Raw genomic sequence first — 16,148 nt, 5'->3', positions numbered from 1 at the left:
GAAATGGGGGACTCTTTGAGTCAGGAGGCAAATTGGAGGGTACGCACGTCGCGCACTCTTCGACTAGTGGACGCCTTTGTCATTGTGTGGGCGGTGGCTGGTGCCTACAGCATTCGGTTCGGTCTGGACTCGAGCGTCACCACTTCCAGTCACGATTCGAGCTACGTTTGGCTCTCGGTCCTCCTGGCCATCATCTGGTGGCTCATGCTTGGGGCATGGGGCACCAGACAGAGTCGAATCCTCGGGTCTGGCCCCGATGAATACAAGCGGGTAGCGGCCGCATCACTTTGGCTGTTTGGTTTTGTCGCCATCTTCTCCTATGTATTCCGTGTGGATACCGCACGCGGTTACGTGGGAATCGCTTTGCCGGCCGGAGTTAGCGGACTGCTATTGGGCCGCTGGCTACTCCGCCAGCATTTGAGTGTCCACCGACAAAAAGGCCGGCGTATGTCCAGACTTATGCTTCTTGGTGGTCCGAGTGCAATCCTCCATCTGGCCGCAACCCTTGTGAGCGAGAAGCACGCGGGCTATTTACCCGTTGCCGCGTACACGCCCGGCAACGCATCCCCTTCCCAGGGATTGACTGATGTCGGGCTTTCCGTACTTGGCCATGAGCCGGAAACGCAGTCAATTCTTGCGGCGATCGAGCTATGCCAAGCAGATGCCGTGGCTATCTCAGCAGGCGTACAGCTAGATCCCAGGACCCTCCGCCAGCTCGGCTGGGAGTTAGCCAACCGGAACGTCGGGCTCATCATGGCCCCCGCCCTCACGGACATCGCGGGTCCACGCATCCACACACAGCAAGTTGCTGGGCTGCCCCTGATTCATGTCACGACACCAACACTCGAGGCCGGGCAGCGCGTCGCCAAACGCCTGTTCGACATTGTAGTTTCAACCGGGCTGATCACAGTGTTTTCGCCTCTGCTGGCGGTCCTGGCCTTACTTGTAAAGCTCGATAGCCCCGGCCCCGTCCTATTTAGGCAGGAACGAGTGGGGTTTGAAGGTACCCCGTTCAAGATGTTCAAATTCCGCTCTATGGTGGCTGATGCCGAAGCGCAGCTCGCTGAGCACGCCGACCGGAACGAAGGCAACGGGCTCCTCTTTAAGATCAGAAATGATCCGCGAATCACCCGCATAGGAGGCTTCCTGCGCAGGTACAGCCTTGATGAGCTTCCTCAGCTCTTCAATGTCCTGTCTGGCTCGATGAGTCTGGTAGGCCCGCGTCCTCCACTCCCGAGGGAAGTGGAGGCTTACGAACAGGATGTGCGCCGACGTCTGCTGGTCAAGCCCGGAGTGACCGGGCTCTGGCAGGTCAGCGGAAGATCGAATCTGTCCTGGCAAGACTCCGTCCGCTTGGATCTCTACTACGTGGAAAACTGGTCTTTGGCTGGGGACCTCATCATCTTGCTTCGTACCGCTAGGGCCGTCCTCGCCGGCCATGGCGCCTACTAACCACCTCTGAAGCAGAAACGACCCTCTTGGGGAAGGCAACACAATGCGCATTTCAGTCATCGGCTGCGGCTACCTGGGAGCCGTGCACGCCGCCTGCATGGCCAAACTGGGCCACGAGGTGGTTGGCATCGACGTGGACGAGCGGAAGATCAGCAGTCTCTCCGCTGCTCGTGCCCCGTTCTTCGAACCCGGTTTAGATGAACTCCTTCGAGACGTGCAGGAAACTGGCCAGCTGTCATTCACCACGGAAATGTCCGCAGCCGCAGGGAGCGATGTCCATTTCATCTGTGTGGGGACCCCCCAAAAGAAAGGCGAAAACGGCGCGGACCTCCGCCATGTGGACGCTGCAATGGAAGAGTTGCTTCCCCACGTGCGGCCGGGCGACATTGTGGTCGGCAAGTCCACGGTCCCCGTGGGAACTGCGGCCCGCCTCTCTGAAATCTTGTCCGAGCGCGAACCCAGCGCCCATCTCGTATGGAATCCTGAGTTCCTTCGCGAAGGGCACGCCGTCAAAGACACGCTTTCTCCGGACAGATTGGTCTACGGCGTGGCAGATGGCTCAGAAGATAACGCCGCCGTTTCAGTGTTGGACGAGGTCTATCTTTCTCCTCTCTCAGGGGGAACCCCTCGATTGGTCACCGACCACCCCACCGCGGAACTGGTCAAAGCCGCCGCCAACTCTTTCCTCGCCACCAAAATCTCCTTCATCAACGCTATGGCCGAGGTTTGCGAGGCTGCGGGCGCGGACGTGACCCGGCTTGCGGATGCCATCGGAATGGACGATAGGATCGGCCGGAAATTCCTTAATGCGGGAATCGGTTTTGGTGGTGGATGCCTCCCCAAGGACATCCGGGCCTTCATGGCGAGGGCCGGCGAACTCGGCGCCGACCAAGCTTTGACCTTCCTGCGAGAAGTGGATTCCATCAACATGCGCCGCCGCACGCGCGTTGTTGAGCTCACCCGCGAGCTCTGCGGAGGCAGCCTGCTGGGACACCGCGTCACAGTGCTCGGTGCTGCTTTCAAGCCCGAGAGCGACGATGTCCGGGACTCGCCTGCGCTAAGCATCGCTGCACAGCTCCAACTCCAGGGCGCGGTTGTTACTGTCACGGATCCGAAGGCACTGGAGAATGCCGCCAAGCGATTCCCCGAACTGCAGTATGAGCCGGACTTCGATACCGCGATCGCAGGAGCCGATACACTCCTCCTGCTCACCGAATGGCGGCAATATAAAGAACTCGACCCATTTGAAGTGAGCACCGGCGTTGCCGGTCTTCGGATCTTGGACGGAAGAAACGTACTGGACCCCGCAAAATGGCGTGCTGCCGGATGGCAGTACCGAGGACTCGGAAGGCCCTAGGCGTGACGGAATACGAAGTGTCCGAAACCGTCCCGCGCGAAGCCGAGCTGCGCCGGGGTACGGGGAAATCGCAACCACGCAATCGCCGTCGTCGCCTGTTGGCAGCCGGAATCTGCATTGGAGCCGGCTTGGTGGTCGCCGGTGGCGCCGCCCTGTGGCTAGGCGCGAAGGCTTCCACCATCAAGACTGAGCTTGAGGCATCCACCCAGTTGGTGCCTAAACTTAAAGAAGACATACTCCAGAACCGCCCCGCAGATGCCACAGCTGTTGCTGACGAACTTCGGCATCACACCGCAACAGCTCGCGACGCCGCCTCCGATCCGCTTTGGTCCTTGGCCTCGGCCACCCCGTGGCTCGGCGCGAATTTCTCTGCCACCGCCGAAATAGCCCGCTCAGCTGACGACGTAGCCACGATGGGGGTCGCTCCCCTTGTGAAGGTTTACGAATCCCTGAAATGGGACAAGCTGATGCCGAGCGCTGGCGGCACAGACCTAGCGCCAATCCGCAATGCCGCCCCCGCGGTGTCGTCCGCCGCTCAAGCCGTGCGCGCCTCGGCCCAGCGCCTAAACGGCATTGATGCCAGCGGGCTGCTACCCCAGATCGCAGGGCCCCTGACACAGGCCAGACAACAACTTAGCTCTGTCGTAGACGAGCTGGACACTGCGTCCGATGCTGCAAGCCTAGCCCCGGCCATGTTGGGCTCGGACAAGCCGCGGCGCTACCTGCTGCTCGTCCAGAACAACGCCGAGGCACGAGCCACGGGCGGCATCCCAGGCGCCCTAGTGGTTCTTACTGCGGACAACGGCAAAATCAGCATTTCCGCTGAAACCAGTGCTACAGAGCTTGGCCGTTTCATTCCCCCGGTATCGGTGGATGACGAGCAGCAACGTATTTACACCGACCGCATGGGCACCTTCATGCAGGACGTCAACTTCACACCGGACTTCCCGACATCCGCCACTACGGCGCTGGAAATGTGGCGACAAAAGAAGGGTGAGCAGCTGGACGGAGCGATTTCAATCGATCCGGTGGCTCTGGGCTACATCCTGGATGCCACGGGGCCTGTCAGCCTCCAGGACCCGCCGGTGCTTGCACTGACTGCAGGGAAACTTCCGAACCAGCTCTCCGGCAAGAACGTTGTAAAAACCCTGCTTTCGGATGTCTACGCACAAATCAAGGATCCAAAGGCGCAGGACATCTACTTCGCTAGTGTGGCCAAGGAGATCTTCGGGGCTCTCTCGTCCGGCAAAGGTGAGGCCAAAAGCCTTCTTGCCGGAGTCGGAAAAGGCGTAGAAGAACACAGGGTTCTGGTCTGGTCTGCAGATAACACAGAACAAACCGTTCTCGCGAAGTACACGCTCAGCGGTTCAATTTCCGGTCCTAGCGTGCCCGCAGCCCAATTCGGCGCCTACTTCAATGACGGCACTGGTGCGAAAATGGATTACTACGTGAAACGCACAGTTCAGCTTATCGAGCCGTGCACTGCTGCCGATGGTTACCGGACCGTCAAGGTTCGAATCACCAGCACCAATACCGCGCCTGCTGATGCGGCTACCTCCCTGCCCGCCTACGTCACGGGAGGCGGAGACTTCGGGGTGCCGCCGGGAACCGCACAAAGCAATGTGATCGCCTACGGGCCTGCCCAGTCTCAGGTGGTAACTGCTACCCAAGATGGGAACAAAGTCCCCTTCGGCGCACAGCAACACGACAATAGGCCGGTTGCAACCCTTTCAGTGCGGCTGGCACCTGGACAAAGCAGCACCGTGGAATTCGACTTTGGAAAAATCGTGCAGCACACCCAGCCCCAAGTGGTAGTGACACCAACCGTCGAATCCGTTGACAAGGTGGTTCTCCCTACCAAATCGGAGACCTGTGGGGCCGCCGGATAGACAGCGTGTTAACCCTTTGTAACGAGTTTGGATTTACTTTGCAGTAAGCACCCTTAGGATGATAGCTTCTCTCTTGGGTAGGTCTCAGATTTCAGTTCACGTGTTCGTGGTGAATGAAATCACATCATCACAATGAATTTCGTATCAGGTCTCAAGCACGTACCAAAGGTCTCAGGGGGACAAAAATTGAAGAAATCACTTGCAGTGCTCGCGCTTGCGGGCACCATTGCTCTTGGCGCTTCGGCACCAGCTATGGCCGTCAATTACCCGGCGCCGTCCCCGGGAACCGTTTCTAGCGGAACCGTGACTGTAGGCGGATTCGTAACGTTCTCCGGAACCGGCTTCACGCCCGGCGAAACCATCACCATCACCATTACCTTCACCGTTGCTCCTCAGGGCGCGGCAGCACCCGGCACGAGCAATGGCATCGCCATGGCAGTACCAGGCGCTCTTCACCTGGCACCCACCACGGTGACCGCCGTTGCCAACAGCTCCGGCGCTTTCTCCACCAACGTCTCGCTGAGCGCGGCAGGCACTTACCAACTGACCGCAGTCGGCGCAACGTCCGGCCACTCTGTCACGGCAACCGTGGTTGCTGCCGGAGTCAGCGGCGCGGGTCTTGCAAACACTGGCGGCACCGGCCTGGCCAACACCGGTGGTACCGGCCTGGCTAACACCGGTGTTGACTCGAGCCTGATCCTTTGGGGCCTGGTTGGCGCTGGCGCACTCGTAGCCGGCACGGCCTCTGTTGTGGTGGTTCGCCGCCGCGCAAAGAACGAAACCGTAGCAGCAGCGTAAACGCAACACAAGGGAGGGGTTGTTTCCGGTAATCCGGAAACAACCCCTCCTTGTTTGCGCGTACGGTAATTTATGAACATGGGGAGACATTGGCGACGCCGCAAGCGGCTGAGCTTCAGGGTGGAGTTGCCAGCGATTCCACGAATTCCAGGGATTCCGAGTCAAGCCTGGCCCGTCATTTTTCTGATCCTGCTGGCCGTGGTTTCCTTTGGCGTGGCTGCCTTCGCCCTCCTGAGGCACTAGTGATTATGACTCTCGTGTAACTTATAAAACACAGGTGTCACGCGCGCCTGCCAGCTAGTGAAAGAGCTATACCTTTGGAATCGCTCCACCCCGTTCGGATACTGACCGTTTGCACCGGCAACATCTGCCGCTCCCCCGTCGCCGAACGGTTGCTCCAGGCAGGCTTGGACCAGGTTCTCCCCGGAGGCTTTGAGGTTCGCAGTGCCGGCACCCGCGCCATGGTGGGCAGCCCCATTCAACCGCTGTCAGCAGACATCATCCGCACGTACGGCGGAACACCTGATGATTTTGCCGCGCGCCAGCTCACCTCGAAAATCCTCAGGGAAGCGGACCTGGTACTCACCATGGCGTCCCACCATCGCGGGGAAGTCCTTCAGCTGGACGCCTCCCTGCTCAAACGCACGTTCACCATCCGCGAGTTCGCGCGGATGGTGACGGCCCTTGAAGAACGAGGCGACGCGCCGCCGTCGGGCTCTGACTACACCCAACTATGGCGGGAACTGCCGGCACGGGCATCCTCCGTGCGCCACCTCGTCCTGGCGGCAAAATCCTCGGACAACGACGTCGCCGACCCCTACAAACAGGGCGCCGAGGCGTACCTGCGGATGGAAGACGAGCTGGCGCCCGCCATCCTCAGGATTCTTCGCTACGCCCGGCTAAGCATGCAGCCGTCCTAGCCCAGGAATTCCTTCATCCAAGTTTTGAGGTCCTCGCCGAACTCGGCCCGCTCGGACGCCAGCGTGATGACGGCCTTCAAGTAGCTGAGCTTGTCCCCGGTATCGTAGCGACGTCCGCGGAAGACGACCCCGTAAACGCCTGCGCCTTCACCTTCGCCCTTGGCGAGTGTCTGAAGGGCATCGGTCAGCTGGATCTCGCCACCGCGCCCTGGCCCGGTCTCTTCGAGGACATCGAACACAGCCGGGTGCAGGACGTAGCGCCCAATGACAGCCAAGTTTGATGGCGCTTCATCAACAGAAGGCTTCTCCACAAGGCTGTTGACCCGGACGTAGTCCTCCCCCGCGATCGGCGTAATGTCGGCGCAGCCATACGCGCTGATTTGCGACGGCTCCACCTCGATGAGAGCAATCACCGAACCGCCGGTCTTCGCCTGGACGTCGATCATGGTTGACAGGAGCTGCTCGCTCTCGTCAATCAGGTCGTCACCCAAAAGCACAGCAAAAGGTTCATCGCCAACGTGCTGCTTCGCGCACAGCACGGCGTGACCCAAGCCCTTCGGTTCGCCCTGCCGCACATAGTGGATAGGCCCAAGCCCGGAGGCATGCTGCACCGCGTCCAAGCGAGCTTCGTCGCCTTTCAGCTCCAGAGAGCGTTCAAGATCAGGTGCACGGTCGAAGTGGTCTTCAAGGGCGCGCTTGTTGCGGCCTGTAATCATGAGCACGTCGGTGAGGCCCGCTTTCACGGCTTCCTCAACCACATATTGGATGGCCGGTTGATCCACTACCGGCAACATTTCCTTCGGCATAGCCTTGGTGGCAGGCAAGAAGCGCGTGCCCAATCCGGCTGCCGGAATAACTGCTTTACGAACTAATCTCCCCATAGACATATGCAAATCCTACGAATGGATTATCGGAAGCACGAATCCTGAGGGCAAGATTGCGACATTTCCGGCCAAGAAGTCGTTAGCTCCGGGCCTTGCGCACCCGGTGCTCGCTCAGGATGGACAGGCGGTTGAAGGCGTTGATGCCGATGCACGCCATGCACAGCACGCTGATCTGCTCCTCGGCACGCCAGGTTAGGGTCACGTTCGGGGTCAACATGGCTCGTGACGCAACGCATCGGATCTGACACAAAACAAGTTCCAGTCGACCTATGCTCGCCTAAGAACAGGCAACGCTTCTTGAATCGGCCAAGTGAAATCATCGAGCGAGAGCCGTGCATCCGAGTCTCAACCTTCGCGAGTATATGATTCAGGCACTACTAAATAAGGGACGTCTAATTGAGAACAAAGGCTGTTGTCCTGGGTTTGTCGTGCGCCGTATTTCTCACCGCCTGCAGCGGCCAAGTGGGTGCGTCGGCACCGGCATCGACAATAACCCATACGGTCACCGCCCAGGCGTCCCCGGCCCCGACGGTAACCGTGACCGCAAGCGTGACGAGAAGGACGCTCACACCGGCTATGCAGAAAGACATGGTTGCGGCCATACAGGATCACCGTCCAAACATGGCCATGCTGCCCGACGTAGCCATTGTCGACTTCGTTGAGAAGATTTGCCAGAAGATGGATCAAGGGCAGTCTGCCAAGCAGGTCAGGATGGACCTTGTCGCAAAGACTGTGGGCCTGCCAGTTTCCGCAGCCTCGGAATTTCTGCATCTGATGGATCGGGGCACCCAGTACGCGTGCCCGGACCACAACGTGGAAGTCCTTGAAGACCTTGCTGCGGGTGGTTACAACTGACCCGCGGGGAAAAAATAGTTTCTAGCCCGTACGCACTAAGGTTCGCTAACCACTACCGGGGCGAAAGTAGGGCATCGGGCGTTACCCCCCGGGCCGTCTGATGCGTGGCCTTGAACGAGTTTCTCAGACACATGCCTTAACGTCGCGTTTGCTGACGTCCAAAGCGGCGCACCGTTCTCATAGCGCTTCCATCGCTCGCCCCTTCTCCTGCTTGTTTCGGCGTGCCGCCCGGGAAGGCCCGCAGGACGAAGCAACAATCCGCAGTTCCTGTCAGCCGCCTCCGGTCTCCGGACTCATCTACGGGCTCCAACCGCGCCAAGTCAACCCGGGGTCACCGGGCGACCACAGAACTTCCTCCATCCATAGCGAATGAACTCATGTGAGTAGCTCTCAAACCTCGCACGCGTCATCCCGACGAACGGGCCTTGCGCACCGGGTGCTCGCTCAGGATGGACAGGCGGTTGAAGGCGTTGATGCCGATGCACGCCATGCACAGCACGCTGATCTGTTCCTCGGTGTAGACCTTCCGCGCACGGGAAAACAACTCGGCGGTGGGACGGGCTGTGCTCATCCGCGTGATCTGTTCGGCAAGCTCAAGCGCCACCTGTTCGGCCTCATCGAAGAGCCCCACCTCGCCATGCACGGACACCAGGGAAAGCCGCTGCTCAGTCTCTCCGTAGCCGATGGCCCTACGGTGATGCAGATCCAGGCAGAAGGCGCAGCCGTTGATCTGCGAAGCCCGGTAGTTCAACAACTCGAGGGTGCGACGCGGGATCCCGGTCCTGTCCGCCTCCGCAGTGACCTGGCCCGCGTAGTCGGACAGGGCTTGATAAAGTCCGGGCTGTTGCTTGTCCAAGTAGCCAGCGAGTTTCGGGGTAGTTTCACTCATTCGCCGAGCCTATCGGAGGAACCTTCCTACTTTCTGGAGACCGCTTGCGCCATTTCGCTGCGCTACTTCACGCAGGCGATCGCACCGCCTTGGAGGGCCCCCGTGGAATCCGCATAGACGTTGCTTGCGGGTGCAGACGGAGTGGCTGAGGCTGCCGCTTCCGAGGCGGGTGGCGCTTCGGGTGCCGCTGCCGTAGGTGAGGCGGCCGCCGTCGTCGCCGGCGCCGTCGTCGTCGGTGTGGGAGCCGGCGGGACCGGGGTGAGAAGTTCCTTGACGGTGGCCTGGACCTGGTTGACGTCCACGGTGTTGATGGACGCGCCATCCGGGGACCAGCCGAAGCCCGTGATCGGCAGGGTGCTGAAGGAGATGTTGCCCCCGGTCAGGGACGTCGCCTGCTGGGCAAGCTGGATCAGGTTCAATTCCGAGTCCACCACGATGTTCTTGCTCACCGCGTCCAGGACACCCTGCATTTTCCCGATGTCGGTGAAGGTCCCGGCGTCTTTGAGCTGGTGGGAGACCGAGGCGATGAATGCCTGCTGGCGACGTTCGCGGTCCAGGTCCGAGAAGAGGTACGTCGGATCGGTGGTGTCCCGCCGCTGCCGCACGAAGGCCATCGCCTGTTTGGCGTCGATTTGCTGCATGCCCGCTTTGAAGTCGGCCCCGGAGAAGGTGTCCTGCGTTGCCCGGTTCACACACACCGTGATGGGCGCGATGGCCTGGGCCGTCTGGTAGAACGCGGCCATGGTGACTTCGAGGAAGTGATCGATGTGCACGCTGCCCAGGAACTTGGTCACCGTCGCAATTTCGGCTTTGCGCCCGGCGTCGCGCGCCGACTGGTAGGTCGCGTCGTCGTCGGGCTTTCCCGCGTTGATCAAGGAGGTCTTCTCCGCCGCGAAACCGTAGCCGTACGCCTCCTTGATTTTCGCTTTGAAGGGGCCGCTCCCGGGTATGCCGTCCACCTGGACGTAGTCATCCCGGGGAATCGAGATTCCCGTGGCTTTGGACCCGTCGGCGGGGATGTGGATGAGCATCAGGACGTTGGAGTTGTAGCCGCCGATATTCTCATCGCCCGCGTGCAAGGCGTCATACATCTCCGGAGGAAGAGGCTTGCCCTTCTCGTCAACTCTGGTGTCCAGGCCCATGATCAGGATGTTCGTATCCTGGCTCAGCTTCGGCACCGCTTGGGGCAGTGTTTTCAGATCCTTGAGGACATCCGAACGATGGACGTTGTTGTTGACCGCAACCGCCGTCGCGCCCACATACGTGACCGCGACGGCGACCGCCAGAGCCACGGTGGCAGCGACCGCCGTCGCCGAGATCAGGATGACGGACTTGCGCCGGGACTTGGGGCGCATATGGCGGGGACCTTGAGAGCTTGTGCGGTGCCCATCATTCATGAAATTCTCCTGTCCCCGCCGCGGTTGGCGTGGTGGCTGGGTCCGCGGCGCGACCAGCGGGTAAGCAGATTGTAATCGGCCATCCGGGTAATGGCCTCGATGACGCGGAATCCATCAGGCGCCAAGCGCGAGTTGGACCACCCGGACGATGACCAAGATCATCGCGATCAGGAGGTACGTTCGCAGAACCGTCAGGCCGATCCGATGCCCCGTGGACAGTTTCGGTGCCGTGAGCAGGGCAAGCGGGGGCATGCGCCAGGTGGACCGCTGAGACCGGTCGACTGCATCGGGGCTCGGCGCCGCGGGACGGATCCTGCGGTAGACTAGGAACACAACGCCCGCGACGGCGGAAACCGCGCCTCCTCCGATGAGGATGCCGAGGATGGCGTCCGAGCCCATGTCCGGGAACAACACCCCGGCGGTCAGGACCAAGGAAAGGATCACCAGGACCGCGATCACGGCCGAGGTGAAGAAGTTCATGAACCGCCCGTTCACCCAGGGTCCCAGCACTTGCTTCTCATTGCAGAGCAGCAGCAGGAACACCGTGGCAGAGGGAAGCAGAACCCCGGCCAGCACCTGGACACCAACCGTGAGCAAACCCAAAGGGCTGCCCGGGATCAGGACCACAATGGCCGAGAGGAGCAGGACTCCGGCGAACACTGCATAGAAGCCTTTGGCGTCGGACACTTTGCGGTGCAGGGAGTGCTTGAGCCCCAAAACGTCACCGAGCGCATAAGACGTGGAAAGCCCGACGGCGGCGGCTCCGATAATCGAGGCATCGATCAGTGCCAGCGCGAACAGGACGCCGGCAACTTTTCCGACGTGCTGTTCGAGCCCGACGGCGACACCGCCGGCGTCGGTGAAGTTGCCGAACTCGGGGGTACCGGCAAATGTGGCCGCCGTGAAGGAAATGATCGCTGCGGCGCCCACGATGACGATGGTGATTCCGAGCCAGAGATCTGCCTTCTCGTACTTCAGGAAGCGAGGGGTGATGCGCTTGTCGATGATGTACGACTGCTGGAAGAACAGCTGCCAAGGCGCCACGGTGGTTCCGACAATCCCGATGATCAGCAAAGTCACCGTTGACAGGTCCGCGCCTTTGGGCATGCCGGGTACGACGAAGTCGTGGGCGACTTGTCCGACGTCGGGATGGACCATGAAGATGATCGGCACCAGCAGCAGAGACCCGGCTACCAGGGTCAGGCAGACGCGCTCGAACCGCTTGAAGGAGCCAGTGCTCGCGGCGCCCACGATCACGGCTGTGGCCAGGAGAATTCCCGGGATCTTGGGGATGCCCAGGTAGTCCAGGCCCAGGCTGATGCCGATGAATTCGGTGACGATGGTCAGCGCGTTAAGGATGAACAGATCGATGACGCTGAACGCACCCCAGAACTTGCCGAAGCGCTCTAGGATCAGGCGGGCATGTCCCACGCCGGAGACGACCCCCAGGCGCAGCACCATTTCTTGGTTCACATACAGCACGGGCACCAGGAGCAGCAGTGTCCACAGGAGCGAGGTGCCATAGTTCTGTCCGGCCTCGGTGTACGTGCCGAACGCACCGGCGTCGTTGTCGCCGACCATGACGATCAGCCCGGGTCCGATGATCGCCAGCAGGGTCTTGAGGCGTGCTTTGAAGCCCGAGCGCGGCTTTTCGTCATTGACGCGGATGGTGCCAAATGCACCTTTGATGTCGCCGATGTGGGCGGTGTCGAGGGCTGCGGAGGGCGCTAGCAGGGTCTTGGTTTCGGTCATGATGTACCGGCCTTCTGCCCGGAAACGGGCACAAAAAGTCATGGATTAGCCTCGCCGGGGCGCGTGGCATGGGCGGGCGTTGTTGCGTTGCGTAGAGGGGGCACGTTGCGTGCCGCGTGGATCAGGCTCCGGCGTACTCAGGCTCCGGCGCGCCGGACGGAATCAGCGCGGGGCTTCAGGACGCTGAAGCGAAATCCGGAAAACGGGACGGGAGACTGGGTTTATGACCATCGTTCATGATGGAACCGTCACCTCCTGCTGCTGTTGGACGTGCCGCGGGGAGAGCGGGCATAGATGCCCGCACATGCCCCTCCTCGTAAGACCTTTGGCACTTCGCGGCGTGAACCCGGACTACGTCCAGGAGCCAATCGGGACCACCCCTTAATGCCGGGGCGGCCTGTCCTGACCCGGGGCGTCTCTCGACGTTGGGGGTCGCTGGCATGTTTCCGCGAAGGAGCCTCAGCTAACGAACGGCACCTTGCACAGTATATATACCTCATTTTATCCGTATGAAACAATATAAGCATGGATGCAGATAACGCTGTGTGCGGCCGGGAGCCTGACAGTCAGTACGTCGAACTCGCTGTCGAGGTCTTTGCGATGCTCGCCGACGCCACCCGGGTCCGCATCATTCTGGCGCTGCGCGACGGCGAATTGCCCGTCAACCAGCTGGCGGAACTGGTCCATAAATCCCAGGCAGCAGTCTCCCAGCATCTGGCCAAACTACGTCTCGGGCGAGTGGTCACCACAAGGCAGGCCGGAACCCGCGTGTACTACCGCCTCGCGAACGAGCATGTCCGCCAACTCGTCACCGATGCGATCTTCCAGGCCGAACACTCCCTTGACGGAACCCCGCGCCACCACCACGCCGACGTCACTGACTAGGTGTGAGCCGGGCGCCCGCACGGGCGAGCCGCACCGCCGTCGTAATTTTTCTCTAGCGGCGCTTGAGCAGCACCGCGACCGCGGTCCCGATGCACACCGCGACGGCGAGGACCCCAGGTCCGGTCACGGCCTGGCCACGCCATCCTTCCCATGGTGCAGCTGTCGGCAGAAGCAGCACCGCTGCGATCGCGGCCAGCACGAGCACCGCAATGTTGACCGCAACGCGCATTCCGCGTCCCGACGGCTCCGATCTCACGTGCTCCTGCAGCTCGGTGCGACGCCGCCAGTCCTCGGCTATGAGCCTCGGTACCCGCCTCGCGTACGCAAAGACGTGCACCGCGAGGGTGGCGAGCCAGATGAGGAAGCTGACAACGTGCACCCGGATCAGGATCTCGGGGGCAGGTCCGGTGATGGCCAACGCAATGCCGCTGGCGATGAGCACGAGCGTCGAGACCACCAGCAACGGGGCGATCACGCGCAGAAACGGCCGGGGCGGGCCCTTGCGGCGGTAGTCGGGATCCCGCGAGTAGTAGCGGATGAATCGCCACCCGGTACTGGCCGTCTTGGCCACCACCGGGCCGGCCAGGAGCACACCAACGAAAAAGTGCGCCACGATGAGGCTGCCCAAGGTCGGAACGGTGGCGATCTCGGCCACCGACAGCACCAGCACCACGGCCCCCGTCAGTGCGGTCAGGCGCTCGTTGCCGACGACGTCGGAGCGTGCTCTTTGTGTCACGCTTTGATGTCCTGGCGGGGGAAGACGACGGCGGTCACCACAACGAAGCCGACCATCCACAGCAGTGCTGCGCCCAAGGCCGCCGGATAACCTTGGAGGGGCGTCGGGCCAACCAGGGGCACGGCGGTGCCCACAATGGTGTTGAACACCCGGCCCGGGAACCACTGGCTGACCTGCGGCAATACCACCGCGATGATGCCTTCGACCACCAGGATGTACGCCAGAGCGATCCCGACGCTGGCCGCGACCGAACGGGTGAGCACGGCGATGACCATGCCCAGGGCGCTCACCCCGATGAGGCACAACACCTCATTGCCCAAGAACGCCAGGAAGACCTGCAGCCCGTCCGGAGAGGTCCAGGCATCCGTCTGGATCCCCTGGCCTTGAGCAACGACAAGGATGAATGTGCCGCCGATGAGCAGGGTGAGCAGCATCGAGAGAAGTACAAAAAGCACCAGCGCCAGCATTTTGCCCGCCAACCACCGCAGGCGGCGCGGCTCACAGACCAACAGGTTGCGCAGCGTCCCTTGGGACCATTCCGCGGCGAGATTCGCTGTCACCATCACCAGCGCGATCGCAATGATCACGGAGCGGGCCTGGCCAATGATCGAGACCAATCCCTGAGGCGTAGGGAACGCTGCAATAAGGCCGGTCATCTCACGGCCCGTGGCTCCGGATGCGATCTGGTGGAACGTCAGATAAGCGATAAAGGTGCTCACCACCAGCATCGCCCCCGCGACCGCCAAAACGCTCCAGCGGCGGAACTTGAGCACTTCGCTGCGAAACGCACGGATCACGGAAATCATGCGAGGTTTCCTTTCAACAAAGCCAGGAACAACTGCTCGAGGCTGGCTTCCCTTACTCGGATAGTCAGGTTCGAGGCGCCGGCTTCCTTGGCCTGCCGGTTCAGGGTCTCGGCAAAACCGGCAGAGCAGGCGATGCGCAAGAGCTGGTCCTCCCTCGCGACCGCATAGCCGGCGTCGCCCGCGATCCGGGCCACCACATCCAGTTGGAGCGCATCCTTGGCTTCGACAAGTACCTCGACGCGTTGGGCCAACAGCTCCCGCGCCGGCCCGCAGAACAGGGCCTTCCCCTGATTGAGCATGATCAGCCAGTCGGCGAGCTGTTCCAACTCGCCGAGCAAGTGACTGCTGAGCAGGATGGTCTTCCCTTGGCCGGCCAAGCGGCGCAACATCTCGCGCATTTCAATGATGCCGAGGGGATCAAGGCCATTAGCTGGCTCGTCGAGAATGAGCAGCTCAGGATCGGGCAGCAGGGCCATCGCCACCCCAAGGCGCTGCTTCATGCCCAGCGAATACGTTCCCACCCGGTCACGCGCCCGATCGGAGAGTCCCACCACCTCCAGCAGTTCGCCCACGCGGGAACCGGGATAGCCTCCAAGCCGGGCGAGTACCTCCAGATTGGTCCGCCCTGAAAGCCCCGGATAGAACGCCGGCGCCTCGACCAGTGCCCCGACGCGCGGCAGGTAGTGCTCGAATTCCGTGAGTGAGTGGCCCAGGACCGTGGCGCTGCCCGCGTCCGGCCGCACCAGCCCCAGAAGGAGGCGGATGGTGGTCGTCTTGCCTGCCCCATTGGGACCGATGAAACCGGCAATAGCTCCCGCAGGCACGCGCATGGTCAGGCCCTCGACGGCGGTATGGCCGCCAAAGCGCTTGCTCAGGCCATGTGTTTCAATGGCGAACACTCGTGCGGGCTCAGGAGAGAGGGACATAGGAAAGAATGTATCTTGAGGTACCGAAGGGAAGTGTCATGACAACGAAACCGGCGGAAACAACCCTGCTCGACCGGACATTTCGCGTGAGCCTCGTCCTGAAGGGGCTGGACGGTGTCCTGGAACTGATCGGCGGCGTCCTTCTTTTGCTCGTGACGCCCAAACAGATCAGTGATCTGGTCAGGTTCCTGACCCAGCACGAGCTCGCCCAGGATCCCCACGACTTCGTGGCGAACAGCCTGGTGCACATGAGCTCCAACCTTTCGGTATCCGCGTCGCTGTTCGGCGCGATCTACCTGCTACTCCACGGCCTGGTCAAAATCGTCCTGGTCTGGGCTGTCCTCAAGGACAAGCTCTGGGCCTACCCGTGGATGATCGCGTTCCTCCTGGTCTTCATCCTGTATCAGGGCTACCGGATCGCCGTCGCTTTCTCCTGGGGCCTTGTCCTCCTTACCGCCTTCGACATCTTCATCGTCTGGATCACCGCCCGCGAATACCGGCTCCACAAGGCGCGAAGTCAAGAGTCCTCCGCTGCGGCCGAGCCGACAGAGTAAGGCACCTTCTCCCTTTTTGTCACCTTCGGTTCGTGGGTGCAGGCCGTG

Annotated in this window: 16 protein-coding genes and 1 riboswitch; of the genes, 8 read left to right on the top strand and 8 right to left on the bottom strand. The window is 61.4% G+C overall.

All coding sequences use genetic code 11. From position 1 onward, the window contains the following. Nucleotides 1-3: 3 nt before the first annotated feature. The 5 genes from ACSBOX_RS03715 to ACSBOX_RS03695 all read left to right on the top strand — a co-directional run bounded on the left by ACSBOX_RS03715 (nt 4) and on the right by ACSBOX_RS03695 (nt 6,416). Nucleotides 4-1,452 (top strand): sugar transferase, encoded by a 1,449-nt coding sequence (locus ACSBOX_RS03715; RefSeq protein ID WP_442544863.1) that lies wholly within the window; start codon nt 4-6, stop codon nt 1,450-1,452. A 43-nt stretch (nt 1,453-1,495) separates the two neighbouring features. Further along, entirely contained in the window at nt 1,496-2,809 is a 1,314-nt protein-coding gene (locus tag ACSBOX_RS03710) for a UDP-glucose dehydrogenase family protein (RefSeq protein WP_442544862.1), read from the top strand. Between the two features lie 431 nt (nt 2,810-3,240). Further along, nucleotides 3,241-4,698 carry a DUF4012 domain-containing protein gene (locus ACSBOX_RS03705; RefSeq protein WP_442544861.1) on the top strand — a complete coding sequence of 486 codons (1,458 nt, stop codon included), beginning with the start codon at nt 3,241-3,243 and terminating at the stop codon, nt 4,696-4,698. Between the two features lie 186 nt (nt 4,699-4,884). After that, entirely contained in the window at nt 4,885-5,496 is a 612-nt protein-coding gene (locus ACSBOX_RS03700) for an LPXTG cell wall anchor domain-containing protein (RefSeq protein ID WP_442544860.1), read from the top strand. A 317-nt stretch (nt 5,497-5,813) separates the two neighbouring features. Further along, the gene (locus ACSBOX_RS03695; RefSeq protein WP_442544859.1) at nt 5,814-6,416 is read left to right on the top strand and encodes an arsenate reductase/protein-tyrosine-phosphatase family protein; all 603 of its coding nucleotides are present in this window, start codon (nt 5,814-5,816) and stop codon (nt 6,414-6,416) included. On the opposite strand, the gene galU is transcribed toward ACSBOX_RS03695, so the two are convergent. Both galU and ACSBOX_RS03685 read right to left on the bottom strand, forming a co-directional pair. Then, nucleotides 6,413-7,303, bottom strand: a complete 891-nt coding sequence (gene galU / locus ACSBOX_RS03690; protein WP_442545952.1) for a UTP--glucose-1-phosphate uridylyltransferase GalU — start codon at nt 7,301-7,303, stop codon at nt 6,413-6,415. The genes ACSBOX_RS03695 and galU overlap by 4 nt on opposite strands. A 76-nt stretch (nt 7,304-7,379) precedes the next feature. Further along, nucleotides 7,380-7,517, bottom strand: a complete 138-nt coding sequence (locus tag ACSBOX_RS03685; protein WP_442544858.1) for a hypothetical protein — start codon at nt 7,515-7,517, stop codon at nt 7,380-7,382. Between the two features lie 404 nt (nt 7,518-7,921). On the opposite strand from ACSBOX_RS03685, the gene ACSBOX_RS03680 reads away from it, so the two are divergent. Then, nucleotides 7,922-8,155 carry a hypothetical protein gene (locus tag ACSBOX_RS03680; RefSeq protein ID WP_442544857.1) on the top strand — a complete coding sequence of 78 codons (234 nt, stop codon included), beginning with the start codon at nt 7,922-7,924 and terminating at the stop codon, nt 8,153-8,155. A gap of 406 nt (nt 8,156-8,561) precedes the next feature. On the opposite strand, the gene ACSBOX_RS03675 is transcribed toward ACSBOX_RS03680, so the two are convergent. The 3 genes from ACSBOX_RS03675 to ACSBOX_RS03665 form a co-directional block, all read right to left on the bottom strand. Then, nucleotides 8,562-9,044 (bottom strand): carboxymuconolactone decarboxylase family protein, encoded by a 483-nt coding sequence (locus ACSBOX_RS03675; protein WP_442544856.1) that lies wholly within the window; start codon nt 9,042-9,044, stop codon nt 8,562-8,564. Nucleotides 9,045-9,106: 62 nt separating this feature from the next. After that, nucleotides 9,107-10,399: an LCP family protein gene (locus tag ACSBOX_RS03670; protein WP_442544855.1), complete on the bottom strand. Its 1,293-nt coding sequence runs from the start codon at nt 10,397-10,399 to the stop codon at nt 9,107-9,109. Between the two features lie 156 nt (nt 10,400-10,555). After that, the gene (locus tag ACSBOX_RS03665; RefSeq protein WP_442544854.1) at nt 10,556-12,235 is read right to left on the bottom strand and encodes an NRAMP family divalent metal transporter; all 1,680 of its coding nucleotides are present in this window, start codon (nt 12,233-12,235) and stop codon (nt 10,556-10,558) included. A gap of 261 nt (nt 12,236-12,496) precedes the next feature. Continuing rightward, a riboswitch (M-box (ykoK) riboswitch) is annotated at nt 12,497-12,671 on the bottom strand. A 47-nt stretch (nt 12,672-12,718) separates the two neighbouring features. On the opposite strand from ACSBOX_RS03665, the gene ACSBOX_RS03660 reads away from it, so the two are divergent. Then, nucleotides 12,719-13,078: an ArsR/SmtB family transcription factor gene (locus ACSBOX_RS03660; protein ID WP_442544853.1), complete on the top strand. Its 360-nt coding sequence runs from the start codon at nt 12,719-12,721 to the stop codon at nt 13,076-13,078. A gap of 52 nt (nt 13,079-13,130) precedes the next feature. On the opposite strand, the gene ACSBOX_RS03655 is transcribed toward ACSBOX_RS03660, so the two are convergent. Genes ACSBOX_RS03655 through ACSBOX_RS03645 form a run of 3 tightly spaced genes read right to left on the bottom strand, consistent with a single transcriptional unit; the run spans nt 13,131 to nt 15,546 of the window. After that, a complete protein-coding gene (locus ACSBOX_RS03655) occupies nt 13,131-13,814 on the bottom strand; it encodes a hypothetical protein (RefSeq protein WP_442544852.1) in 684 nt (227 codons plus the stop codon). Then, complete coding sequence (locus ACSBOX_RS03650) at nt 13,811-14,620, bottom strand: ABC transporter permease (RefSeq protein ID WP_442544851.1); 810 nt, start codon at nt 14,618-14,620, stop codon at nt 13,811-13,813. The genes ACSBOX_RS03655 and ACSBOX_RS03650 overlap by 4 nt, the downstream gene beginning before the upstream one ends. Continuing rightward, a complete protein-coding gene (locus ACSBOX_RS03645; protein ID WP_442544850.1) occupies nt 14,617-15,546 on the bottom strand; it encodes an ABC transporter ATP-binding protein in 930 nt (309 codons plus the stop codon). The genes ACSBOX_RS03650 and ACSBOX_RS03645 overlap by 4 nt, the downstream gene beginning before the upstream one ends. 38 nt (nt 15,547-15,584) lie before the next feature. On the opposite strand from ACSBOX_RS03645, the gene ACSBOX_RS03640 reads away from it, so the two are divergent. Next, a complete protein-coding gene (locus ACSBOX_RS03640; RefSeq protein WP_442544849.1) occupies nt 15,585-16,100 on the top strand; it encodes a DUF2127 domain-containing protein in 516 nt (171 codons plus the stop codon). Nucleotides 16,101-16,148: the final 48 nt, after the last annotated feature.

The sequence above is a fragment of the Arthrobacter sp. KN11-1C genome (assembly GCF_052180225.1).
Lineage (GTDB): Bacteria > Actinomycetota > Actinomycetes > Actinomycetales > Micrococcaceae > Arthrobacter.
This window is presented reverse-complemented; position numbering and strand designations above follow the sequence as displayed.